Annotated in this window: 20 protein-coding genes; 7 read left to right on the plus strand and 13 right to left on the minus strand. The window is 37.5% G+C overall.

The annotated features are described in order from the left end of the window. Positions 1 to 10: 10 nt before the first annotated feature. The 3 genes from BMX83_RS02535 to BMX83_RS02545 form a co-directional block, all read right to left on the minus strand. Entirely contained in the window at positions 11 to 1,498 is a 1,488-nt protein-coding gene (locus BMX83_RS02535) for a sugar ABC transporter ATP-binding protein (protein WP_091632901.1), read from the minus strand. Positions 1,499 to 1,552: 54 nt separating this feature from the next. Next, complete coding sequence (locus BMX83_RS02540; RefSeq protein WP_091632904.1) at positions 1,553 to 2,509, minus strand: sugar ABC transporter substrate-binding protein; 957 nt, start codon at positions 2,507 to 2,509, stop codon at positions 1,553 to 1,555. A 546-nt stretch (positions 2,510 to 3,055) separates the two neighbouring features. Then, positions 3,056 to 3,421 carry a DUF488 domain-containing protein gene (locus BMX83_RS02545; RefSeq protein ID WP_091632906.1) on the minus strand — a complete coding sequence of 122 codons (366 nt, stop codon included), beginning with the start codon at positions 3,419 to 3,421 and terminating at the stop codon, positions 3,056 to 3,058. 253 nt (positions 3,422 to 3,674) lie between these two features. On the opposite strand from BMX83_RS02545, the gene BMX83_RS02550 reads away from it, so the two are divergent. The 3 genes from BMX83_RS02550 (at position 3,675) to BMX83_RS02560 (ending at position 5,003) form a co-directional block, all read left to right on the plus strand. Beyond that, positions 3,675 to 4,154: a hypothetical protein gene (locus BMX83_RS02550; RefSeq protein ID WP_091632909.1), complete on the plus strand. Its 480-nt coding sequence runs from the start codon at positions 3,675 to 3,677 to the stop codon at positions 4,152 to 4,154. A gap of 269 nt (positions 4,155 to 4,423) precedes the next feature. Next, a complete protein-coding gene (gene mazE, locus BMX83_RS02555; RefSeq protein WP_091632911.1) occupies positions 4,424 to 4,654 on the plus strand; it encodes a type II toxin-antitoxin system PemI/MazE family antitoxin in 231 nt (76 codons plus the stop codon). Then, positions 4,644 to 5,003 carry a type II toxin-antitoxin system PemK/MazF family toxin gene (locus BMX83_RS02560; protein ID WP_091632914.1) on the plus strand — a complete coding sequence of 120 codons (360 nt, stop codon included), beginning with the start codon at positions 4,644 to 4,646 and terminating at the stop codon, positions 5,001 to 5,003. The genes mazE and BMX83_RS02560 overlap by 11 nt, the downstream gene beginning before the upstream one ends. Before the next feature lie 64 nt (positions 5,004 to 5,067). Here BMX83_RS02560 and BMX83_RS02565 read toward each other — a convergent pair whose 3' ends face one another. After that, a complete protein-coding gene (locus BMX83_RS02565) occupies positions 5,068 to 5,352 on the minus strand; it encodes a hypothetical protein (RefSeq protein WP_091632917.1) in 285 nt (94 codons plus the stop codon). 612 nt (positions 5,353 to 5,964) lie between these two features. On the opposite strand from BMX83_RS02565, the gene BMX83_RS02570 reads away from it, so the two are divergent. From BMX83_RS02570 to BMX83_RS02585, 4 genes are all read left to right on the plus strand, one after another. Then, complete coding sequence (locus BMX83_RS02570) at positions 5,965 to 6,957, plus strand: ABC transporter substrate-binding protein (RefSeq protein WP_091632920.1); 993 nt, start codon at positions 5,965 to 5,967, stop codon at positions 6,955 to 6,957. 13 nt (positions 6,958 to 6,970) lie between these two features. Continuing rightward, the gene (locus BMX83_RS02575; RefSeq protein ID WP_091632922.1) at positions 6,971 to 7,885 is read left to right on the plus strand and encodes an ABC transporter permease; all 915 of its coding nucleotides are present in this window, start codon (positions 6,971 to 6,973) and stop codon (positions 7,883 to 7,885) included. Next, on the plus strand, positions 7,885 to 8,688 hold the full coding sequence (locus BMX83_RS02580) for an ABC transporter ATP-binding protein (protein WP_091632924.1): 804 nt from the start codon (positions 7,885 to 7,887) through the stop codon (positions 8,686 to 8,688). The genes BMX83_RS02575 and BMX83_RS02580 overlap by 1 nt, the downstream gene beginning before the upstream one ends. Before the next feature lie 691 nt (positions 8,689 to 9,379). Next, positions 9,380 to 10,372, plus strand: a complete 993-nt coding sequence (locus BMX83_RS02585) for an ABC transporter substrate-binding protein (RefSeq protein ID WP_091632926.1) — start codon at positions 9,380 to 9,382, stop codon at positions 10,370 to 10,372. A gap of 583 nt (positions 10,373 to 10,955) precedes the next feature. Here BMX83_RS02585 and BMX83_RS11100 read toward each other — a convergent pair. The 9 genes from BMX83_RS11100 to glpK all read right to left on the minus strand — a co-directional run bounded on the left by BMX83_RS11100 (position 10,956) and on the right by glpK (position 24,124). After that, positions 10,956 to 12,590, minus strand: coding sequence for an ABC transporter ATP-binding protein (locus BMX83_RS11100; RefSeq protein WP_342707556.1), 1,635 nt, complete (start codon positions 12,588 to 12,590; stop codon positions 10,956 to 10,958). A gap of 398 nt (positions 12,591 to 12,988) precedes the next feature. Continuing rightward, entirely contained in the window at positions 12,989 to 13,951 is a 963-nt protein-coding gene (locus tag BMX83_RS02595; protein ID WP_091632929.1) for an ABC transporter ATP-binding protein, read from the minus strand. Next, complete coding sequence (locus BMX83_RS10870; RefSeq protein ID WP_177170469.1) at positions 13,938 to 15,017, minus strand: ABC transporter ATP-binding protein; 1,080 nt, start codon at positions 15,015 to 15,017, stop codon at positions 13,938 to 13,940. Before BMX83_RS10870 ends, BMX83_RS02595 begins: the two co-directional genes overlap by 14 nt. Positions 15,018 to 15,023: 6 nt before the next feature. Next, complete coding sequence (locus BMX83_RS10875; RefSeq protein ID WP_177170470.1) at positions 15,024 to 16,073, minus strand: ABC transporter permease; 1,050 nt, start codon at positions 16,071 to 16,073, stop codon at positions 15,024 to 15,026. Further along, the gene (locus BMX83_RS02605; protein WP_091632932.1) at positions 16,066 to 17,007 is read right to left on the minus strand and encodes an ABC transporter permease; all 942 of its coding nucleotides are present in this window, start codon (positions 17,005 to 17,007) and stop codon (positions 16,066 to 16,068) included. The genes BMX83_RS10875 and BMX83_RS02605 overlap by 8 nt, the downstream gene beginning before the upstream one ends. A gap of 116 nt (positions 17,008 to 17,123) precedes the next feature. Continuing rightward, positions 17,124 to 18,785: an ABC transporter substrate-binding protein gene (locus BMX83_RS02610; RefSeq protein ID WP_091632935.1), complete on the minus strand. Its 1,662-nt coding sequence runs from the start codon at positions 18,783 to 18,785 to the stop codon at positions 17,124 to 17,126. 1,256 nt (positions 18,786 to 20,041) lie between these two features. Further along, the gene (locus BMX83_RS02615; protein WP_091632937.1) at positions 20,042 to 20,758 is read right to left on the minus strand and encodes an MIP/aquaporin family protein; all 717 of its coding nucleotides are present in this window, start codon (positions 20,756 to 20,758) and stop codon (positions 20,042 to 20,044) included. Then, positions 20,759 to 22,594, minus strand: coding sequence for a type 1 glycerol-3-phosphate oxidase (gene glpO / locus BMX83_RS02620; RefSeq protein ID WP_091632940.1), 1,836 nt, complete (start codon positions 22,592 to 22,594; stop codon positions 20,759 to 20,761). A 24-nt stretch (positions 22,595 to 22,618) separates the two neighbouring features. Further along, positions 22,619 to 24,124 (minus strand): glycerol kinase GlpK, encoded by a 1,506-nt coding sequence (gene glpK / locus BMX83_RS02625; protein ID WP_091632942.1) that lies wholly within the window; start codon positions 24,122 to 24,124, stop codon positions 22,619 to 22,621. Positions 24,125 to 24,317 lie beyond the last annotated feature (193 nt).

Below are 24,317 nucleotides of genomic sequence, written 5' to 3' on the forward strand. Positions count from 1 at the left end.
TTTTATTCTCCTATAATAAGCGTGCTGAATCTTTAAAAAGTGTATCTGCGGTAAGTTCTTCAGACTTATATTCTGAGGCTATTCTACCGTTACTCATTATCAAGACTCTGTCTGTTATATTCATTATTTCTTCATTTTCTGAAGATATTAAGATAATTGCTTTGCCTTCTTTAGCTAAATCTCTTAATATGCCATATATTTCTTCCTTAGAACCGATATCTATCCCACGAGTAGGTTCGTCAAATATAAGTATGGATGCATTTGTAAGCAACCACTTCGCTATAACAATTTTTTGCTGATTACCTCCGCTTAAGTTTACAACTTTTTCATCTAATGACGCATATTTAACATTTAATTTTTCCAATATCTCTTTTACTACTTGTCTTTCTTCATCTTTATTTATAATACCTTTTTTAGTCACACCTTCTAAAGAAGCGTACGTGACATTTTCAAGCACTGATAAATCAAGCATGAGGCCTAGACTTTTTCTATCTTCTGTTATAAAGGCTATGTTTTCATCTACAGCATCTTTAGGGCTATGAATGTTCTTTAATGCCTGGTTGATAAAAACTTCCCCAGATATCTTCTGATCTATTCCAAATATTGCTTCGGCAAGTTCTGTCCTTCCAGAGCCCATGAGACCTGCAACACCAAGTATTTCACCCTCTAATAAGTGAAAAGACACCTCTTTTATCTTATGCGTACTGACATTCTTTAATTCAAGTACTTTTTCTTTTTTTATTATATTTTCTTCACTTCGTGCACTTCTTGATAGATTTCTTCCAACCATACTCTTGATTAATTCTTCCTCGTTACGTTCATAGGCTGGTTTGGTATCGATAACTTCACCATTTCTTAAAACTGTGATGGTGTCTGAAAGTTGGAGAACCTCATCCAGTCTATGTGAAATATAGATAATGCTAATCCCTCTTTTTTTAAAATCCTTTATAATACTAAAGAGGTTCTCTTTTTCTACATCAGTAAGAGAGGTTGTGGGTTCATCCAATATCAACACTTCAACGTCTTTTATGAGCGCTTTTGCTATTTCTATCAGTTGTTGATTGCCGATACCCAGTTCTTTCACTTTCGTTTCAGGTGTTATTTTTAGGCCGACTTGTTTAAGTAATTCGGAGGTTTTTTCTCTCATATGTTTCTTATCTAAAGCAACTCCTTTAGTCATCTCGTGACCGTAAAAGATATTATCGCATATTGAAAGTGTAGGGATCATGTTTAATTCCTGATATACCGGGATGATTTTCCTATCTAAACTTTTTATAGGGCTGTTTTGTTTAAGCTCTTCTCCTTTATAGAAAATAGTTCCAGTAGTATTATCTATAGCCCCCGTGAGTAATTTGATGAGTGTTGACTTTCCCGCTCCGTTTTCTCCTACTAGGCCATGTGTTTTTCCTTTTTCAAATGAGATATTTATATTGTTTAGAGCAGTTACGCCGGGATATTCCTTTGTAATATTTTCTAGTGTCAAAATATACTCGTTCATTTAATCCTCCAAGCTATAAATTAACCTCCATTTAAACTGGAGGTTAATTTGTTGTTATTCTTCTAAAAAGTCATTTACATTTTCCTCTGTTACTTTTGTAACCGGGAATTCAATCAGTTCTTCAATGGGTCCTTCTTCTAATACTCGTTGAGCTGTTTCTATAATAACCTTCCCACTTTCAAAAGGCGCTATATCAATTGTCCCTCTATATATTCCGCCCTCTTTCACCTTCAACAAAGCTTCTTCTATCGCATCAAAACCGACTAACGCGACATCTTCTCCTTCTTTTCCTGCAGCTTTCATTGCTTGATAAGCACCAAGAACGGCATCATCGTTTATCCCAAGTACGACATTCAAATCTGGATGAGACTGCAAGAGTGTTTCTATAGCAGTTAAGCCACCTTCTCTTGTACTGGCATCGGTCTCTGCAATAATTTCCGCATTGGGAGCCAGTGATAGTAAACCTTCTTTTTGCCCCTCTGTTCGCTCAAGGGCGGCTGGTATGGTTGACAGTTGGAGGATCGCTACTTTAGCTTCTCCATTTAGCTGTTCGGCTATATAATTACCGGCTATTTCACCCGCTTGAAAGCCATTGTCATATTCTATAGATCCAATAAATGCATCTGGCTCTTCTACAGGAGCATTAGCTGCGATAACTTTTATCCCTGCATCTTTGGCCTTTTTGACCATAGGGTTTAATGCTTCCGAATCATTAGTACTAAGCACAATAGCATCCACTTGTTGGGTTATTAGATCTTCCATCGCTCGGATTTGTGGCTCTACTTCATTTTCTCCGTCATGAATGCTGAGATCTATATTTAACTCTTCAGCTTTTTCTTCCATTCCATCTATTAATTTCACAAAATAGGGATTCCCTAAATCCATTGTGATATATCCCACTCTAATGTTTTCATTTTTCTCTTCTGTAGCCCCATCTTCTCCATCTTGCGCGCACGCAATAAGTCCTAGCGAAGCTGAAAGCATTATTACAAATAAAAGTATTTTTTTCATTTTTAATTTCCCTTCCTGTGTGCAATTAATTAGGTTGTTCTAAAATCTTATATTTTTTTATTATGAAAGCACGTATCTTATACCTGAACCGTTATCTATGACTTTATCTCCTCTTTTCAACTTGGCTACGCAAATTTGAGTTTCATATAACTTTTGAGTCTTTTCATTATAAAATCCAGCATCAAAATAACTTTCAAAGTCTCTTTAATTATAATTACTCTTTTTTATTGGAGCTAAGAGCTATATTCAACTCAAAAAACCATACCGATTTTACTTTAGTACAGCCAATAAGTAAAGTATAACAAATGTTACTTTACTTTTGTAAGCTATTTTTCATAATCCGTATACACTATATCTCTTTTTTTACTTTTATAATCATTTAAACACCAAAAGAGAACACCCTTCTCTTTTCATTTTAGACCGGTTAACTTAGCCAAAAGAATGGTGTTCTCTCTGTATTTAGATTTCAATAAGCAAAGAAATATTCACGTGTCTTTATTTATCTTAAAAGAATTAAATAGTGTAATAAAAAAAATAGTGTTGCGACTATCCCAGTTTTTCTTTCATCCACTCTTTTAAAACGACTGCCTGATTGTGCTCAGTATCTTTAGCTCCAAAAACAAAGGTCACATTGTGCTTTTGTAATTGCTTTTCAACTTTATCAATAAATTCGTCTTTTAATTCGTTCTTTTCCAGCTCTTTTTTGTAATCCTTTTTGAAAGAATCAAACTTATCTGGATCATGACCAAACCATTCTATTAATTCTTTGGATGGGGCAATTTCTTTCGGCCACCAGCTATAGCTTAAATCCTCTTTTTTTATTCCTCGTGGCCACATCCGGTCTACTAATACGCGATAGCCATCATCCGTTCCTTTTTCATCATAGGCTCTGCGCAATTTTATTTTATACATGCTTACCACTCACTTTCTACACTTAGATATTTGTATCTTCACTAATTATTTTAACGCTTACAAAACCAACTTTCAAAAAGGAAGATTGTGCCTCAGTGTTATATACTTTTTGTTGATCATGATCTTTATATTGAAATTAGCATTAAAGTATTTACTCTCCTTACGAACCAATTTAGCTTTATTTTTTAAAACTATACTCTCTTCTTTACATTCCCTTTTTATTAAAATAGAATTAAGAAAAGAGGTGTTTTATTTGTTGAATTTTAATGAATTATTGCCAAAAGACAAAAGAAGAAGATATCGTTGGACAATGGATTTCCCTTCTTCTGTATTGCTTTTTTTATTAACCCTTCTAGAAGTAAACTATCTTTTCATTTGTATTGTTTTTGCAAGTTCAACGGTTATCAGCTTATTTTTTTACGGTTTATTGAATGAAAAAAAGAACTACTCATTCACTGACTGGCTAGCGGATTCACTTATATTATATTCCTTGACGAGTCTACAAGTGCTAGCTATTACTCCTGTACTGAAGGATTTTATTGGTATATCATTTGAGAACAGTTACTATGCCAATATTTACAGCATACTTCTGTCTATTGCAGTGATATACATCTTTTGGTATCTGGTATTAAAAATTCAACAACGTTTCTTTAAAAATAAACATAATTGGAAATGGAGTATCAGTGGCATGATCAACTCTTCTACCAATTTTGAAAATTGGAATGCTGAATAGATAAATATATAGTGAATTGTTTTCACCGTTTTGCTCAATTGGTTTACACTATAAAACGCATCACTAAATAAGAGTGCCAATATTCTAAGCGCCCTTTTTCAGTCATTTTATTAGACTTAAATATATTATGCTGACTTTTTAATGCATATCATCATAATCTATTAGTCTTATATCTTTGATTATTCTCTCAGTTCGGTTTATTTTTCTACAATCAATTTGTAAAGGGTAGTAATTACTGATATAATAAATTAAGAAAAGGAGGCTAAACTATGGCAACAGTTAAGGCAAGAAAACAAGGTAATTCAATTATGATTACTATCCCTAGTTCTTTAGAAGTCGAAGCAGGCACAGAATTTTTCTTTATAAGAAAAGAAAATGGTGCAATCACACTTATCCCAAAAGAAAATGATCATTTTAAAAATACTACACCAGGTGAGTACTATTTACCTGAATTAGATGCCGGTTATGTCCCCAGCGGAGAAGAACTAGATGAAATATGAGCCAAAACAACGTGACATTGTCATAATCGACTTTGAACCATCTAAAGGATACGAGATAAAAAAACGGCGACCAGCACTTATATTGAGCCGAGATGAATATAATGTATCCACAAACATGATTATTGTCTGTCCGATTACTTCAACGAACAAGAAAAAACCTTTTTTGGTCCCAATCACTGTAGAAAGTTTATCTGCTAAATACGAGAGCAAAGTAAATACGAATCAAGTTTATTCTTTGGACTATTCTGAACGTGCGAATAGAAATGTTCAGTTTGTTGAAACATTAGAAGAAGAACAATTTTATCGTATCGCACAAAAATTTCTATATAACTTTGCCTTCCAGTTATAAGTAAAGTCAGCTAACGCCATATGAACCATACGTTAGCTGACTTTTTTTAATTTTATTTTTTGACTTAACTTTTGACTCGTCGTTCTAAAAAGACTGGCGCTATGTTTAATATGATCGATCCCATAACTAAAATCCACAGTGTCATCGTCATTGTAGGGACGACATCAAGCAGGGCCGCCCAATCTTCTCCTTTGACCCAATCAGACACCATGCTATACTCCGCCACCAGTGTCAGTGCAGTGAATGATAACCCTAAATCCATGGCCCACGTGTAATCTTTTCCTGTCTTGTAGAGATATGAATTAGTGATCGTTGCTATGATAGCGATACCACCAAATAACAGCCACATAGTCATTCCCCCTCTAGTTTTCTATAGTTTACTTGTTATTTAGATTTAATTCAATTCGTTCGATAATTTTCATACGTATAAAACGATTTTTTTTATATTTCTCTTGACTTACTCTTTACAATCTCGTAATGTAAGACTATCAACTTTTACAGGAGTGACTATTATGTTAATGACAAAGCTTCAGAATAAACAATTGAATCACTTCTATTTTAGCTACTTTAGATACTGTTTGTAGACATGATTGACATCGTGGATGCAAACATCAGCATAAAAACTGGTTTTGTATCTATGATGGCTAAAAGAATTTGAGTTAATCAAATTTAGCCACATAGATGAAATTATCTAAGTGGTTAACATACGCGTGAACTTTTGGTGCACCCATTTAGATTATTTATATCTAAGTGGGTGTTTTTATTTTGATAAAGACTGTTTAAGCCCGAATGATCTCCTTTAAAAATAAGGAAGTACACCGAAACTGATTGCTTTAGCAATCTAGTTGAGTGCATGCGTCAGTTTGTCTACTGTGCATAGGGTTCATTCATTTTTCTCACGAGCGGTCGGGATTAAATAGCTAGACAAGAAAAAGAAGATAGATCATAGGAGGAGAAAAGGATGACAAAATCAATAACAAAGAGAGTAATAGGTATGGCAGCAACGGGGCTGTTAGGATTAACTTTAGCTGCCTGTGGCTCTGATGATTCTGCAGATAATGCAGCTGATGGTGAGGAAGTCGTTAATATTGGCATTCTACAATTCATGGAACATAACTCTTTAAACGCTGCCAAGGACGGGTTCATTGCCGAATTAGAAGATGCCGGATATGTAGAGGGGGATTCAGTCAATTTTGACGTCATGAACGCCCAAGGTGACCAGTCTAATCTTCAAAGTATGAGTGAGCAACTATCTGAAAACAATGACTTGATGCTTTCTATCGCAACACCCGCTGCCCAATCATTGGCTACAGTGGAACAGGAAAAACCCATTCTTTTTACAGCTGTCACTGATGCTGTTGACGCTGGTCTAGTCGAAAGTAACGAGTCACCAGGTGCTAATTTGACTGGAACAAGCGATATGGTTCCTATTGAAGAACAAATACAGTTACTTTTGTCCATCGTACCGGATGCTGAAACAGTGGGCATTATTTACAATTCAAGTGAACCTAATTCAGAAATCCAGGCAGATATGGCAATCGAGGAACTGAAAGCTCTTGATGTCACTGCCCAGGTGTCCACTGTGACAACGACCAATGATGTCCAGCAAGTTTTGACAAGCCTCGCATCAGATGTTGATGCTTTGTACATTCCAACAGATAACACGCTAGCAAGTACAGCAGATACCGTTGGTGAAATCGCAATGGAGTATCAACTACCAGTCGTTGCCGGTGCAACTGATCAGGTTGAAGCAGGAGGTTTAGCCACTTACGGTATTAATTATGAAGCTTTGGGACGACAAACAGCCCAAATGGCTTTGGACATATTAGAGAACGAAGCCTCCCCTGATAACTTGGCTGTTGAACAATCTAATGATTTAGAACTATTTATCAATGAAGATATGGCTGATGCTCTGGGTATTGATCCAGATAGCATTTCGCTTTCAAAAGAGTAGGAGGAATTTTTACATGGCTTTATTATTATCAAGTATTTCACAAGGTTTACTCTGGGCAATTATGGCAATCGGGGTTTACTTAACATTTAGAATTTTGAATGTCGCTGATTTAACAGCAGAGGGTAGTTTCCCGCTCGGTGCTGCAATTAGTACGAGTTTAATCGTCAACGGCGTAGCACCTTGGTTATCCGTACTAATCGCTTTAGCTGGCGGAATGGCTGCAGGACTTGTTTCCGGATTTTTATATACAAAATGGAAAATCCCTGCTTTACTCTCAGGTATCATTACAATGACAGGTCTATATTCTATTAACTTGCGCATTATGGGTCAAGCGAACATTTCACTTCTTGGCGAAGGCACCCTCATTCGAACAGTCGAAGGTTTTGGTTTAAACAAAACGAATGCTGTTCTGCTTGTCGGCTCCCTTGCTGTTGGTTTAGTTATTTTACTCTTACACATGTTTTTTCATACTGAAGTAGGTCTCGCTATTCGCTCAACAGGTGATAACAATGAAATGAGTGAAGCTAATGGTATTCGCACCAACGCTATGAAAGTCATTGGTTATATGTTAAGTAATGGTTTGATTGCTACATCTGGTGCGCTATTGGCCCAAAACAATGGGTATGCAGATATCAGTATGGGTATTGGTACAATCGTTATCGGTTTAGCTTCGATTATTATAGGTGAAGTATTCTTCCGAAACCTATCAATCGCAAAACGTTTACTGACCGTTGTTTTAGGTTCAGTTATATATAGATTACTTATCTTAGTCGTTTTGGAAATGAATGTGAATCCACAGGACTTGAAACTATTTTCTGCGATTCTACTGGCATTGGCTTTACGTCTACCTGCTGTTCAAGATCGTTTATCTAAACCCAAAAAAACTAAAGGTAAAATGAAGAAATCCAAGAAAGGAGGCCTTTTATAATGGCTAAAACATTAGAACTTAAGAATATTCATAAAACATTTGAAGCTGGCTCAGTGAATGAGAATCACGTTCTAAAAGGCATTGACTTTAAAGTAAATAAAGGTGATTTTATTACGGTTATCGGAGGTAATGGTGCCGGAAAGTCCACTTTCTTAAATAGTATTGCAGGCAGTTTCCCTGTTGATAAGGGTGAGATTTTACTTGATGGTGTGGATATTACAAAGGATTCTGCCTATAAACGTGCGGCTGATATTAGTCGAGTCTTTCAAGATTCTAAAATGGGGTCAGCCTCTCGATTAAGCATCGAAGAAAATCTAGCGATTGCTTGGAAGCGCGGTAAAAAGCGTGGTCTTGGACGAGGTATTCGTAAACAGCAGAAAGATATGTATCAATCAGAATTAAAAAAACTCGGACTAGGTTTGGAAAATCGTTTGAAAATGGATGTTGGTTTACTTTCTGGTGGACAGCGCCAAGCGTTGACATTACTCATGGCTTCTTTGGTTACGCCAAAGTTGCTCCTTTTAGATGAGCATACCGCTGCCCTCGACCCCAAAACAAGCCAGATGGTGCTAGACTTGACTGCTCAAATAATTAATGAGAAGAACCTTACGACTTTAATGATTACACACAATATGGAACAAGCCATACACTATGGAAATCGCTTGATCATGATGAATAACGGACGTATCGTTGTTGATGTATCCGGAGAAGAAAAAGAAAGTCTAACTGTTCCCGATTTACTTACATTATTTAAAAAGAATAGTGGTAGCGAAGTGTCAGAAGACGCTCTCTTACTTTCTTAAAAGGAAAACCAAGTCATATGACTTGGTTTTTTTGTTTTGTAAGTCCCTTTTCCTTTTGCATAAATTTTATGTGCTCTGTATTTTTTTATTAAGAACACGTGGTTTGGATGTTTTACGTAGTAATCAATGTATAATTTTAATATTTTCAATTTTACTCTTGACTCTCTCTCCTTTATCTCGTATTCTAGGAGTATCAACTTTTACAGGAGTGACGAAAATGTTAATGACTACAATTCATACTAAACAATTAAATCGCTTCTACTTTAGCTATTATCGATACTGTTTGTAGACACATGATTGACATCGTGGATACAAACTTCAGCATAAAAACTGACTTTGTATCTGTGATGGCTAAGGAATTTTGAGTTGATCAAATTTAGCCCATAGATGAAATAATCTAAGTGGCTAACATACGTGCGAACTTTGGGTACACCCATTTAGATTATCTATATCTAGATGGGTGTTTTTATTTATAAAAAAGCTATTTGATCTCGTTAATCTATTTTACTTAGAAATATTTTAAAGCGATCAATTTTAATACGTGATTGAATAGTACTCGAGGAGCTTAGTGCACAAGTTTCCTTCTTTTGCTAAATACATGTATTAGCTGATAGTGAATCACTTTTTCTATGAATGATTAGGGTTAAATAGCTGGACGATAAAACCAAGGAAATTATAGGAGGAAAACAAGATGACAATATCAATGACAAAGAAAGCAATGAGTATAGCAATAACTGGACTAGTAGGTTTGACTTTAGCAGCCTGTGGTTCTGAAAATAGTGGTGAAAGCGAAGCGGGAGAGCAAGAGGATGTAAATATTGGTATTTTGCAATTTATAGAACATAATGCTTTGAACTCTGCAAAAGACGGCTTTATCTCTGAAATAGAGAATTCTGATTACGCAGATGATACATCAATTAATTTCGACGTTATGAATTCACAGGGCGATCAATCAAATCTTCAAGCTATGAGTGAACAGTTGTCAGAAAATAATGATCTCATGCTTTCTATCGCAACACCCGCGGCACAAGCATTAGCTACAACAGAACCAGATAAGCCCATTTTATTTACGGCCGTTACAGATCCTGTTGATGCTGGTTTAGTTGAAAGCAATGATACACCGGGAACGAATTTAACTGGTACTAGTGACATGGTTCCGATTGAAGAACAGATTCAATTACTCTTATCGATTGTTCCGGATGCTGGAACTGTCGGAATTATTTACAACTCAAGTGAGCCTAATTCAGAAATACAAGCTAATTTAGCCATTGAAGAATTAGAAGCTACTGGTGTAGAAGCCAAAACTGCAACTGTGACCTCAACGAATGACGTTCAGCAAGTCGCTACCAGTTTGATTTCAGATATCGATGCTTTATACATTCCAACAGATAACACACTTTCGAGTACAGCGGATACTGTAGGAGAAATTGCTATTGAATACCAGGTGCCGATTGTGGCAGGGTCAATCGAGCACACTGAAGCAGGAGGTCTTGCTACTTACGGTATCGACTACGAATCATTAGGTCGTCAAACAGCAAAAATGGCTTTGGAAATTCTAGAAAATGGTGCATCTCCTGAAACACTAGCTGTAGAAACATCCGAAGAACTGGAACTTTTTGTTAATGAAGATATGGCTGAAGCCCTAGGTATTGATCCAGAGTCTATATCACTTTCAACAGATTAAGAATGAATTGGACAGGGTTACTCTCCCTCTCTTTCATAGTCTGCATAACATAAAAGGCATAGTAAATTGTGTTGAATACTAGATGCACGCCGCATAATACATCTAAAAATGAGAAACCTTTCTATTCCATTTTTAATAGAATTACTCGAATTAAACTGTGAAAGTAATCTGTCGGAATAGTTATTATTACTCTCATAAAGAAGATGCTGAGACTTTTTCGTCTCAGCATCTTTCATTTTATAATCTTTTGTTTTTTATATAGTTTTGCGTGACCTTCGGCTCAATCTCCGCATCGCGAAGGGCACGTATACTCTACTTGTGTGACCTCCAACTCAATCTCCTTACAGCGAAGGGCGCAAATACTCTACTTGCGTGACCTTCACCTCAATCTGCTTACAGCGAAGGGCACAAATACTCTACTTGCGCGACCTTCAACTCAATCTCCTCATCGCGAAGGGCACGTATTACTCTTTTTATACTTATCCGTAATATATAAAAGAATAAACTTCTATACGAAAAACGCAAAGCCTTTTACGTCAAAATGGACGAAAAGACTTTGTGTTTTCTTCATATATGAGTTTATTTATTGAAGGACCCAGTGATTTGGTTTCACTTCTGTGAGTTCTTGTCCTTCGATAGTGATTTCTAATTCTTCATCAGGTGAGACCTGTCCACCAGTAGCTTCATAATGTGGATCAGGTACAGGAATCGCTGATAAAAGCTTTTTGGTATAGTTATGAATAGGATTTTCAAATAGTTCCTCTGAATCAGTTAACTCTACTATATTCCCTTTGTACATAACAGCTACACGATCGGAAATTTTCTTAACCGTTGCTAAGTCGTGCGCAATAAATAAATAAGTTAAGTTTAGTTTTTTCTGTAAATCTTCAAGTAAGTCAACAATCTGGGCTTGAACTGACGCATCTAATGCAGATAATGGTTCATCTAGAACGATAAAATCAGGTTCTACAGCAAGCGCTCTGGCAATACCAATGCGTTGTCGTTGCCCACCAGAAAACTCATGTGGAAAGCGTTGGCTGAATGAGCGATCCAACCCTACTAAATCAAGTAATTCCTCCACACGCTGTTTACGCTTCAATTTACTTTTTGCCAGCTTATGAATATCTAATGCTTCTCCAATAATGTCTTCCACTTTCTGACGCGGATTCAATGATGAATAGGGATCTTGAAATACAAACTGGACCTTTTTACGCATGTTTTTCATCTGTCTGTTTTTAAAGCGATTGATATCCAGTCCATTGAAAATTGTTTCACCATACGTTGGTTCATGAAGACGTAATATAGCACGTCCTGTTGTTGATTTTCCTGAGCCAGATTCACCAACAAGTCCCAATGTTTCTCCACGGAAAATTTCAAATGAAATATTATCTACTGCTTTTAGTGTCGCGTTTCTTCCCAATGGAAAATGCTTAGATAATCCATTAACTTCCAGTATTTTTTCTTGCGTACCAGAATAAATTTTTATTAATTTTTCTTTAGCTTCACGTGTTTTCTGTTCATGAAGATTTGGTATAGCAGCAAGCAACCTTTTAGTGTAGTCTTCTTTAGGATTAGTGAAAATTTCTTTCGTACTACCCGTTTCAACAACTTTACCTTGATTCATAACAACAATATTTTCACACATATTAGCAACAACACCAAAATCATGTGTAATCAGTAAAATAGATGTCCCAGTTTTTTCCTGAATATCTTTCAGTAACTCTAAAATTTGTGCCTGAATCGTTACATCCAATGCTGTAGTCGGCTCATCCGCAATTAGTAGTTTAGGATGACACGCTAAAGCAATCGCAATAACGATTCTCTGTCGCATTCCACCTGACAACTCATGGGGGTATTGTGCGAATCGCTCGTTAACATCCGGTATCCCAACTAAATCCATGATTTCTTTTGTACGTTTCGCCGCTTCTTTTTTGGATACTTCTTCATGAATTTGAATCGATTCTGAAATTTGTTCACCGATTTTCATTGTCGGATTCAAGGATGTCATCGGATCCTGGAAAATCATACCAATGTCTTTTCCTCTAATCTTTCTCATTTCTTTTTCTGTTTTTTCTGTGATTTCTTCACCATTAAATCGTATGCTACTCTTTTCACCTACAATGGCATTTTTTCCTAAAAGCTGCATAATCGAACGGGCAGAAACACTTTTCCCACTTCCTGATTCCCCTACAATTCCCAAAGTCTGTCTGATAACTATGGTACAGCTGGTAACCGTACATTCTTCTCAACGGATGAGCTTGATGGTTTACTAGAAGATGCACGTCGTAGTTCAGACGATGACGAGCGTCTAGAATTATATAGTCAAGCACAAGAAATACTTGTTGACGAAGCGCCAATGTCTTACGTTCACCACTCTGAGTTCCTGCTTGGTGTAAGCGAAGATGTTGAAGGTTTATGGCAACACCCAACTGGCATCTTGATGTTAAGAGATGTTACGTTGAATCAATAATTTTTTGACAATATCTTGTTAAAAAGAAGCACCTCAGACATCCATTCAGATGATCTGAGGTGCTTCTTTTACCTATCCCCATCCCCTTTTTTCACTTTAACAAAGGAAACAGCAGCTATTTATACAGCTCTAAATTTTTTATTTCATTACCTCACTCCAATGACTTCCTTCATTGAATACTTGTTTAACCAATTGTTCACTTCTTCATCTGTACCCAAAACTTCATGTGTCCCTCCAACATTGTGTAAGGACCCTTCTGAATAATCCAAACCACTCGTTGCATAGTCATAGCTCAAAGCTGTTCGCTTCTGCTCGATGATTGGATTCGGGTGCGGAATAGCCGAGAGTAAAGACTTGGTATATGGATGTAAAGGCTTCGAGAAGATTTCTTCTGTCGTTCCTGTTTCAATCATATGCCCAAGATGTAAAACGCCAATACGGTCTGATATATACCGTACCATTGACAGGTCGTGTGCTATGAAGAGATAGGCAACATTTGTTTCTTCCTGGATTTCTTTCATTAAATTAACAATTTGCGCTTGAATGGATACATCTAGCGCACTAATTGCTTCATCAGCAATAATGAGATCCGGATTCATAATCAAGGCACGAGCAATACCAATACGCTGACGCTGACCTCCAGAAAACTGACTGGGATAGCGACCAGCAAATTCTTTTGATAAGCCTACACGTTCTAAAATTTCCAGTACCCGTTCATTTCTTTCAGCCTGATTTTTATACAGACCATGAATATCCAGTCCTTGTGCAACGCTATCCAGCACATTTTTACGTGGGTTCAAACTAGCCATTGGATCTTGAAAAATCATTTGCATATTTGTTCGCAATACTCTTTCCGTATCCTTATTCATTTTTTTTGATATGTCTTTACCTTTAAATAGTACTTCTCCATCCGTAAGCTCGTGCAAGCGAATGACCGAGCGTCCAATTGTTGATTTCCCACTGCCCGATTCACCAACTAAACCGTACGTCTCTCCTGGGTAAATTTTAAAGGAAACACCATCTACAGCTTTTACTGTAAATTTGCGGCTTACTTTGAAATGCTGTTTTAAATCCTTCACTTCTAAAAGGGGTTCATTAGCCTGCTGCATAATGTTTCGCCTCCTCTTTCATACGGGTAATACGTGCTTGTAACTCAGTAGGTAGCGAGTACTCCGGTCCATGTTCACTCAAGAGCCAGGTAGCGGCTGAGTGGGTTTCCGACACTGCTATAAGCGGTGGTTCAATTTCTTTATCGATATGCAATGCGTACTTATTTCTTGGATAAAAGGGATCTCCAACAATATCATGACTCATATTGGGTGGATTCCCAGGAATGGAGACAAGTTTCTCTGTATTTGTTTCCAAATCAGGCATAGCAAGCAGCAGCCCCCAAGTATAGGGGTGTTTTGGCTCATAAAAAATATCGTCCACGGTTCCTTTTTCTACAATTTTACCCGCATACATGACATTAACATACTCAGCCACTTTAGCTACTACCCCCAAATCATGGGTAATATAAATAACAGATATTCCTATTTTCTTCTGTATATCTTGAATTAGTTCCAGTATTTTAGCTTGTATAGTTACATCTAAAGCCGTTGTCGGCTCGTCACAAATCAGGACATCCGGATCACATGCAAGGGCAATCGCTATAACGATTCTTTGACGCATGCCTCCAGATAACTGGTGCGGATAGTTTTTCATTCGGCTTTTTGGATCTGTAATACCAACAAGTTCCAAAAGCTTAATAGCCTTGGCTTGTGCAATCTTTTTCTTGGTTTTATAGTGTGTTCGCATGCCCTCGATAATCTGATTTCCAATACTCATCGTTGGATCCAAAGACGTCATAGGATCCTGAAAAATCATGGCAATATGCTTACCATTAATTGTTTTTCGCATCTGCTTTTTTGAGAAGTTAAGAAGGTTTTCTGTTACCTCTTCTCCCTCTTTTTCAAATGTATAATGAATCTCACCGCTATCAATTGTCCCATTATTACTAAGAATTCCCATAATAGCTTTAGTCGTTACTGACTTGCCACTACCCGATTCACCTACAATAGCAACCGTTTCTCCTTTGTATAGATCCAAATCAACACCACGAACAGCTTTAACTTTCCCCGCTGAGGTGTTGAAGGTAATCGCTAGATCACGTACTTCCAGTACTTTTTCTTTCATCTTTCATTACACCTCTTTCATTGTTGGATCCAGGGCATCTCTAAGCCCATCAGCCAGCAAGTTAAAGCTCAACATTAACAAAGCTAATACCAATACTGGTGGAACAATCATATAAAAATGCGTCGTCAAGGACTTAAAGTTTTCAGAAATCAGCGAGCCTAAAGAAGCCATTGGTACTGGAATTCCGATACCAACAAAAGCTAGAAAGGCCTCTGTAAAGATTGCACTTGGAATAGAGAACATTGACATAATTAACAGTTGCGAAAATATATTTGGAAGAATATCTTTGTACATAATGCTTATATCCTTTGCCCCCATGGTTCTGGCGGCGAGCACATATTCACTTTCCTTCAACTTCAACATGGAGGCTCGTGAAACACGGCTCATACCAATCCAACCCGTTATGGCAATGGCCAGCGTAATACTCATAAGTCCTGGTTTCAAAACAATAATCAGTAAGGTAACAACCACCAAATTAGGAATGCCATTCAAAACTTCAACACTTCGCTGCATGATGTTATCAACTTTTCCACCGTAATATCCTGAAATCATCCCATATGACATACCAATAAACACATCCACGATTACGGCTACTAAAGCAATGTAAAGTGAAATACGTGTCCCGATCCATGTCCGTGTAAAGAGGTCTCTCCCTAGTACATCTGTTCCAAACCAGTGGTAAACCTCTTCCCCACCTTCAATTGTTTCATATTTATTGACTACCAATTCTCCTGTTGATGTCTTAAGTGTTTCGGAACCATCAAACACTCCTAAATTTTCAAGCACAGGAATGCGCGGTGCCATGCTTTCGTGACCAGCTATTTGTTCATCAAAATCATATCCTGAAATCACTGGGCCAAGTAGAGCCATAAAAGCAATCAGTGTAATCATTATAAACCCGAATACCGAGCCTTTATTCTTAGCTATACGTTTAAATAGCTGTTTCCAATATGAATCCTCTTCATATACTTCATCGACTACCTTGATATTCTTTTGACCAACAAAGGTAAAATCAGCTACTTTATTTTGAATAATTTGGTTGAGTGGCTTATCCATTTGCCCCCTCCTTTGCTAAACGAATACGCGGATCTAATACACCGTATAAAATATCCACGGCCAGCATGACAAAAATGTACAAGGCACTGTAGACAAAAGCTAGCGCCAAAATAACATTATAATCATTGGACTGAATGGCTTGAACCATTAATTGCCCTATTCCTGGAATAGAAAATATTTTTTCAACGACCAAACTCCCGGTCATCAAACTAACAACCAATGGACCTAATATTGTAATGATTGATATTGAAGCATTTCGCAGAGCATGTTTAAAAATTAATTGTATGCCCGATACGCCTTTACTTTCAACCAATTGCATGTAGTCAGAATTTAAAACCTCAATCATTTCTGTACGTGTAAACCTCGCGACCGTTGCCATAACAGTCATACTTAACGCTACTGCTGGCAAAGCAAAGGCTCTTAGCCCGTCATCAGCATTATAAAGCATGGGTAACCAGCTCAGTTGGAATCCAAATAAGTAAGATAATCCAAGCGCAAAAACATAAGAAGGAATAGACACACCAATGACTGAAAAAAAGGTCGCCATGGAATCAAGTAGACTATTATGCTTCAAAGCTGCAGCTACCCCTAATAAGAGTCCGGCTACAGAGCCTAGTAAAATCGAAAGCCCTCCTAAAAGCAAAGAAGTCGGTAAGCGATTCTGTAAGAGCAAGGAGACATCTGTATTCTTAGAAATCGTATAAGACTTTCCAAAATCACCTGTTAGCATATTTTTTACATATCGAAAAAACTGAACAGGGACTGAATCATCTAGTCCATATTTACTCATTAATACTTGCTGTTGCTCGATGCTCAGTCGTTCATCATTAAAAGGAGAACCTGGTAGCAACTGCATCAAAATAAAAAGTACGAGGACGATAACTAACAACGTAGCTACAGACATTCCTATACGTTTTAAAATATATTTCTTCATGTCGACGTTCCTTTCAATTCATTTTATTAAAGTAAAAAGGCGTATCTGACAAGAAGTAAAAGCTAAACAATCCAATAGCTTTACTTTTTCCACATACGCCTTCTCCTAAACTATGCTTACTCTTTTACAGCAAATTTATATACACGCGGTAATCCCACTGCATGGAAATCAAAACCTGATACATTGTCTTGCATCATTACTGCATTTCCTTTTTGGTATACCGGAAGAACACCTGCTTCATTCATTAAAATAGATTCTGTTTCTTTCAAAGCTTCCCAACGCGCCTCATTATCTAGTGATAATTCGCCATTGATAGAAGAAGCGATAAGTTCGTCATACTCTGCATTTGACCATGATCCATCGTTGTTGTTACCATCTGTCACCCACAGATCCGCATAAGTCATCGGATCGGCATAGTCTGGTCCCCAACGTGTTAACCCTAAATCGTAGTCCCCTTGCTTCATAAGTTCAAGTCTTGTTTTCTTAGGCATTTGTTCTATTTCAATGGTCACACCATCTAAGTTGCTTTCAATTTGAGATTTCAACACTTGAGAAACGTTTATTGCACTCTCAGTATCTTCAACCACAAGCCCGAATGTGAATGTATCTTTCCCTAGTTCAGCTTTTGCTGCTTCCAAAGATTCCTTAGCAGCTTCTGGGTCAAACTCCAGATAAGTGTCTGACGTTTCTCGGAAATCCTTGCCATCAGGACCAACAGCTAAGCCATCAGGTATGATATAGTCAGCGGGCACCGATCCATCTTTCAAAATCGTATCAGTGATTTGTTGTTTATCAAAGGACGTTGCCAACGCTTTTCTTAAGTTCTCATTTTCAAGTCCTTCAACCAAGGTATTAGGTGAAATGTACCAAAGATATCCGGCTTGAACATTGACAAACTCAGGATCATCTTTAAATAGATCCACTTGCTCCCCTGCAAGCGTTACGACATCAACTTCTCCATTTTGATAAGAAAGCATCGCTTGTTGCGAGTCTTTAATTACTTGGTAATCAACACCGTCTAAGACAACATTATCTGCATCGAAATAGTCTTCATTTTTGTCCAATTCAATAGAAGTCGCTGCCGGCTCATAACTTGATACAGTAAATGCACCGTTTGAAAGCAAGGTGTCTGGTGATGTTCCATATGAATCGCCTACCTCATCCATGAAATCTTCATTCATTGGGAAAAACGGAATGAAAGACATGAGACTTTCAAAATAAGGAACCGGATTAGCCAATTGAACTTCCAATGTGTAATCATCCGTCGCTTGTACGCCGAGCTCTTCCGGTGCTTTCTCCCCATCAAGCACTTCATTCGCATTAACAAGTCCTGCTATCCCCATGATATAGCTATATTCACTTCCTGTATCAGGATCAGCTAGTCGACGCCAAGCATAAACAAAGTCATTAGCTGTAACAGGATCTCCATTTGACCACGTTGCATCTTCTCTTAATTTAAATGTATAACTTAATCCATCTTCACCTTTTTCAGCAGATTCAACGAGTGCTGGTATAGCTTTCCCATCAGAATCTGTTTGATATAACCCTTCGATAATATTGGCTATAACCTCAAACGACGTACCATCTGTTGCAATCTGCGGATCCATTGAAGCTACTTCCACATCCAGTTGGACATTCAATACCTGTTCGTCTGTTTCGCTTCCTTCAGCTTCAACAGGTTCTTCAACTTCATCGGTCGATTCTGAACTACAGGCCCCTAATAGTAGTACTGACGCTAAACCACTAAGCCAAAGATATTTCTTATTTAGCTTTTTCATTTTTTCTCCCCCTAGATATGTTCACGTGATTAAAATTAGTATTTTTTAATCTAATGTAATAGAATTATAATTTAATTCTCATTATATAGCAAGGGTTTTTTATAAAAAACGAAATTAAATCGCTTTACAAGCTATATTTTTTACTTGAAATTCTTTCTATTCCTATTTTATAATAATGTTTATTGGTGTTTACTATTAAAAATCGATTTATTTTCTCATCTATTTTTAATTTTAGAATATAGTATCCGGTTTAAGGCATATTTTTATTTTCACCTTTATATGCTTTTATTATTCAACCGTCAGAGGAATTCGTGAAGTGTTTGCCGATTCAGTAATATGCTAAAATTGCTCTTGTCTAAAAAGGAGCATTCTGCTCTATTCTAATAAAGTTTATGCTTATGAAAAAGGAGATTGGGATGAAATAGTGTGTGTTTCATATTTAATAAATTCTAAAGAAGATACCGATTAGTACGATATGAATTCTATAAGCTACTCAAGAAAAATAATGAACCACATATACAGCTCTTTAAAAGACCACTGTACTAATAGTACCCGTCGTTTATCCTTTCACTCATACAAGCTTAAGAGGTAAACCAAGTCTGAGGACTTGGTTTTTCCTTTTATAATGATCTTTATGTATTTTTATGCCCTTTGTAAGACTCTTTTCTCCTGAAGGGCATGCATTTCAACTTTACGTGCCCTTCGTCGCTTCTCTCTTCTCCTGAAGGGCACGCATTTCAACCTTACGTGCCCTTCGTCGAACCTCTCTCTTCCTGTAGGGCACGCATTTTAACTTTGTGTTACCTTCGTCTCATCTCTCTCTTCCTGTAGGGCACGCATTTCAACCTTGCGTGCCCTTCGTCGAACCTCTCTCTTCCTGTAGGGCACGCATTCCTACTTTGTGTGCCCTTTGTCGCACCTCTTTCCTACTGAAGGGCACGCATTTCAACCTTGCGTTACCTTCGTTACTCTTCTCCCCTCCTAAAGGGCACGCATCTCAACCTTGCGTGCCCTTCGTCGAACCTCTCTCTTCCTGTAGGGCACGCATTTCTACTTTACGTGCCCTTCGCTACTCTTCTCTTTTCCTGAAGGGCACGCATTTCAACTTCATCCACTTTCAATAAGTATTTTCATGGTAATAAAAACTATTTTAAATTAATACGTTACTTACACAATGTAAAAAGAAGCACCTCAGCCATCACGATAGATGACTTGAGGTGCCTCTTGTTCTTTTCAAATTAAAATATTTAAGTTCTTTAAAGAATAACCATATATAATAATGCTGCAATAGATGCACCAATCATTGGAGCGATAACAGGAATCCAAGAGTAGCTCCATTGAGAATCGCCTTTATGCTTAATAGGTAAAAATTGGTGGGCAATACGTGGCCCTAAATCACGGGCAGGATTAATAGCATATCCGGTTGATCCACCTAATGAAAGGCCGATTGAAAGAACAAGCAGACCTACTACTAGTGGATTCAATCCATCTGTAAAGGAATTTTGTCCAAACATCATGATAACGAATACCAATACAAATGTACCAATTACTTCAGATAAAATATTGGCTGTATTGTCTCTAATTTCTGTTCCCGTTGCGAACGTTCCGAGAATAGCGTCTTTGTCATCTGTTTCCTTGTAATGCGCTAGATACGTTAACCACACTAATACTGCGCCCACAATTCCTCCGGCTACCTGAGCCAAGATAAATGGAATAACCATTGCCCATTCTAAATCTCCAATAATGGCAAATCCAAGTGTCACAGCAGGGTTCAAATGAGCAGGGCCCATAAATCCTGAGACATATACGGCGAGTGCAACTGCTGCGCCCCAGCCCATTGTAATAGCTACCCAGCCTGCGCCTTCTGCCTTACTTTTCTTTAAACTAACAGCGGCTACGACACCGTTACCGAGTAAAACAAGAAACATAGTACCTAAGAACTCACTGAAAAGCGTTAACGTTGATCCTGTCATTTAATTCACATCTCCCTTTAATGTTTTCAAATCAGATTCAGCAATGGCTTCTTCCAATTCTCTTCTATAATGATTTTTATCTTTATCTGACCACTTATAATATTTAGCCATTTCTGAAATAACTGGATCAATTATTTCATCCAATGTATCACGCATAAACAACATGTGGTTTGTACGACGAACCATAAAGTCACTCGGACTCAAGGTCATTTCTTCTCGCATAGCGTAATGGAGACTGATAGAATCAGCTAGAGTTAATCCGTCTATCTTTTCGACTTCATCCAGTAAGGCGTAAACTTTAGGCGTGTTTGTACCATATAAATGAGCTAAGTACGTCGCTTCAGAAGGACTTAAACCTTTTTCCACACCCATTTGTGCTAATTTTTCTGTTTCTTCATCTACTTTTTTCGGATCCATATCTCCACCAGAAACGGAATAAGATGCTGAATCAATTAACTTATAGGATGCATTGAAATCTCTTTCCAGTATCTTGATAACCATCTTGATAGCTCCAAGAGCCATTTTACGATAATCAGTAATTTTCCCACCAGCTACCGTAATCAGCCCGTCATTATCAATTTCAAGAGAACTTCCTCGAGATAAGCTAGACGGATCCGTTCCAGTTTCTGAATTTGATTTTTCGATATTTTTTAATACATCAGCAACTTCATAACGTTCAACCTTACCTTGTTGGTACTGTTCAACAGTAGAAAGAACAGTATCGATACTTTCATCCGAAATGGTTTGATTACTTAAACCGTTGTAGTCAGAACCACTGTTTGTTGCAATCAAAGGACGTAAACCAGCCCAGCTTGCTTCAATATCATTGATAGTAATATTAACTGATGGGTATCGATTATTTACAATATCAAGTAAGTAATCAACATCTTCTTGTTCTACCTTTGGGTTTTTCAAGTCACCTTTATAGTCTGTATCAGTTGTACCAAAGTACGTTTTTTCTTCTCTTGGTATTACAAAAACCATTCTGCCGTCCTGCTTACCTGTATCAAAATAGGTTGGCTGCTCGACAGATAGTCTCTTTTTATCTACAACCAAATGAACCCCTTTTGTCGGACGCATTTGCGGTGTTGTTTCTGTTTTATCGTCCATTTGACGTATCGTATCTGACCACGGCCCCGTTGTATTCAATACTGTACGCGCTTTAATTGTAAACATTTCGCCAGTTAATAAGTCTTGAACTTTTGCTCCAGATACTCGACCTTCTTCGTCATGAGTAATACCAACAACTTTTGTACGGCTAAGCATACGACCGCCATCTTCAGCCGCTTGTTTAATATTCTCAATCACTAAGCGCGCATCATTGTTTCGGTAGTCCAAGTAGACCCCAGCCCCTAACAGGCCTTCACTTTTCAATTGTGGTTGACGTTTCAATACTTCTTCTTTAGTTAACGTATAATTCGCATACTTTGTCCCCGTTACATCAGCTAGGCGATCGTATAGATCCATTGCTACTTTAAGAGAAAACATGGAGAATGTTGTATTTGCTTCATCATATATTGGTAAAATCATCGGATCTGGCTTTGGAATATGTGGTGCAATACCTTGAACAACGGCACGCTCTTGTACCGTATCTGCAACGACTTCAACGTCAAAGTTTTTTAAATAACGTAGGCCGCCATGTACAAGTTTTGTTGAACGAGAAGAAGTCCCTTCTGAAAAGTCTTGCATTTCAACGAGACATGTCTTTAAACCTGATGCGCTGGCCTGTAACGCGGCCCCCGCACCAGTAATGCCACCACCAATGATCAGTACATCCACTGTTTCATTTTTTAGTGCTTCTATATCTTTCTTTCTTGTTTCTATTGAGAAAGCCATATCGAAATCCTCCTTATTTATTGCCTAAGCTTCAGGTTTATATGTTTGCGTTGCTTTAACAGCTAATTTCCAGTTTTTATACAGTTTTTGTCTTTCTTCTTCTGGCATTTGTGGTTCAAACGTTCCGCCTTCTTCATACATGTCTTTTATTTCATCCATGCTTTCCCAGAAGCCAACACCTAAACCTGCTAGATAAGCTGCACCTAAAGCAGTTGTTTCCAAGTTATGTGCACGTTGAACCTTCGTACCTAGAATATCTGCTTGGAATTGTAGTAACCAGTCATTATTCGCCGCTCCACCATCTACTTTTAGTAGTGGTATATCGATTCCAGCATCTTTGTTCATTGTGTCAATAACATCTCTTGCTTGGTAGGCAATAGACTGTAATGTTGCTTTTACAAAGTCTTCTTTTGTTGTTCCTCGTGTTAAGCCAAACACAGATCCTCGTGCATCTGAATCCCAGTAAGGCGCACCTAGTCCGGTGAAAGCTGGAACTACAACAACCTCGTTATCACTTTCAGATTTTTGAGCTAACCATTCTGAATCAGAAGAGTTCTCGATTAATCGCAGGCCATCACGTAACCATTGAATAGATGAACCAGCAACAAATATACTTCCTTCTAAAGCATAGTAAATTTTACCATTGATACCGTAACCAATTGTTGTCAGTAAATTATTTTCTGATAATTGAGGTGTCTCTCCTGTATTCATTACGATAAATGATCCCGTACCGTATGTGTTTTTAACCATTCCAGGCTCAAATGCCATCTGCCCAAACAATGCAGCTTGCTGGTCTCCTGCCATTCCTGAGATAGGCGTGTTCGCTCCATAGAAATGGTAGTTTGCAGTATTTCCGTAAACTTCTGAATTTGATTTAACTTCTGGCATCATAGCAAGCGGAATGTTCAATAAATCTAGAATTTCTTGATCCCACTCTAATTTGTGAATATTATATAGCATTGTACGGCTAGCGTTTGAATAGTCAGTAACAAATGATTCTCCACCTGTTAACTTCCATACGAGCCAAGTGTCAACTGTTCCAAACATTAATTCGCCGTTTTCAGCACGTTCCTGTGCTCCTTCAACATTATCAAGGATCCAACGAATTTTAGTTGCTGAGAAGTATGAGTCAATAAGGAGGCCTGTTTTTTCATGGATCATTTCTGAATAACCCTCATCATACAGCTTCGTTGCAATATCTGCTGATTGACGCGATTGCCATACAACAGCGTTATAGATAGGTGCACCTGTTTCTTTATCCCAAACAATGGTTGTTTCACGTTGGTTTGTAATACCAATACCTGCGATTTCTGCGGGTTTTACTCCTGATTCAATAAATGCTCCTGCAATAACAGACTGAACTGAATTCCATATTTCATTAGGATTATGTTCAACCCATCCACTCTGTGGGAAAATTTGTGTAAATTCTTTTTGAGAACTACCAATTGTATTTAATTGCTTGTCATAAATAATCGCTCGTGAGCTTGTTGTTCCTTGGTCAATGGACATAATGTATTTACTCTCTGTCATAATATATTCCTCCTAATTTGTAACCGATATCTGTAATCGGTTTCTTTACTCTTTTATTGTAACCGTTTTTTTCTAATTAAAAATGTCAGCTTTTTTTAATTTTTAAAATTTTTTGATAGTTTTTTGTTTTTTACACATTCAAATGTATAAAAAAGCTCAGCATTAAGGTATTTGATGAAAAAAAGCAGCAGCA

The sequence above is a fragment of the Alkalibacterium gilvum genome (genome assembly GCF_900109085.1).
GTDB classification, from domain to species: domain Bacteria; phylum Bacillota; class Bacilli; order Lactobacillales; family Carnobacteriaceae_A; genus Alkalibacterium; species Alkalibacterium gilvum.

What these genes read in the sequence shown, in the direction of transcription:
- BMX83_RS02535 (WP_091632901.1), bottom strand. Translation starts at nt 1,498, where the DNA reads ATGAACGAGTATATTTTGACACTAGAAAATATTACAAAGGAATATCCC.
- BMX83_RS02540 (WP_091632904.1), bottom strand. Translation starts at nt 2,509, where the DNA reads ATGAAAAAAATACTTTTATTTGTAATAATGCTTTCAGCTTCGCTAGGA.
- BMX83_RS02545 (WP_091632906.1), bottom strand. Translation starts at nt 3,421, where the DNA reads ATGTATAAAATAAAATTGCGCAGAGCCTATGATGAAAAAGGAACGGAT.
- mazE (WP_091632911.1), top strand. Translation starts at nt 4,424, where the DNA reads ATGGCAACAGTTAAGGCAAGAAAACAAGGTAATTCAATTATGATTACT.
- BMX83_RS02560 (WP_091632914.1), top strand. Translation starts at nt 4,644, where the DNA reads ATGAAATATGAGCCAAAACAACGTGACATTGTCATAATCGACTTTGAA.
- BMX83_RS02565 (WP_091632917.1), bottom strand. Translation starts at nt 5,352, where the DNA reads ATGTGGCTGTTATTTGGTGGTATCGCTATCATAGCAACGATCACTAAT.
- BMX83_RS02570 (WP_091632920.1), top strand. Translation starts at nt 5,965, where the DNA reads ATGACAAAATCAATAACAAAGAGAGTAATAGGTATGGCAGCAACGGGG.
- BMX83_RS02575 (WP_091632922.1), top strand. Translation starts at nt 6,971, where the DNA reads ATGGCTTTATTATTATCAAGTATTTCACAAGGTTTACTCTGGGCAATT.
- BMX83_RS02580 (WP_091632924.1), top strand. Translation starts at nt 7,885, where the DNA reads ATGGCTAAAACATTAGAACTTAAGAATATTCATAAAACATTTGAAGCT.
- BMX83_RS02585 (WP_091632926.1), top strand. Translation starts at nt 9,380, where the DNA reads ATGACAATATCAATGACAAAGAAAGCAATGAGTATAGCAATAACTGGA.
- BMX83_RS02595 (WP_091632929.1), bottom strand. Translation starts at nt 13,951, where the DNA reads ATGCAGCAGGCTAATGAACCCCTTTTAGAAGTGAAGGATTTAAAACAG.
- BMX83_RS10870 (WP_177170469.1), bottom strand. Translation starts at nt 15,017, where the DNA reads ATGAAAGAAAAAGTACTGGAAGTACGTGATCTAGCGATTACCTTCAAC.
- BMX83_RS10875 (WP_177170470.1), bottom strand. Translation starts at nt 16,073, where the DNA reads ATGGATAAGCCACTCAACCAAATTATTCAAAATAAAGTAGCTGATTTT.
- BMX83_RS02605 (WP_091632932.1), bottom strand. Translation starts at nt 17,007, where the DNA reads ATGAAGAAATATATTTTAAAACGTATAGGAATGTCTGTAGCTACGTTG.
- BMX83_RS02610 (WP_091632935.1), bottom strand. Translation starts at nt 18,785, where the DNA reads ATGAAAAAGCTAAATAAGAAATATCTTTGGCTTAGTGGTTTAGCGTCA.
- BMX83_RS02615 (WP_091632937.1), bottom strand. Translation starts at nt 20,758, where the DNA reads ATGACAGGATCAACGTTAACGCTTTTCAGTGAGTTCTTAGGTACTATG.
- glpO (WP_091632940.1), bottom strand. Translation starts at nt 22,594, where the DNA reads ATGGCTTTCTCAATAGAAACAAGAAAGAAAGATATAGAAGCACTAAAA.
- glpK (WP_091632942.1), bottom strand. Translation starts at nt 24,124, where the DNA reads ATGACAGAGAGTAAATACATTATGTCCATTGACCAAGGAACAACAAGC.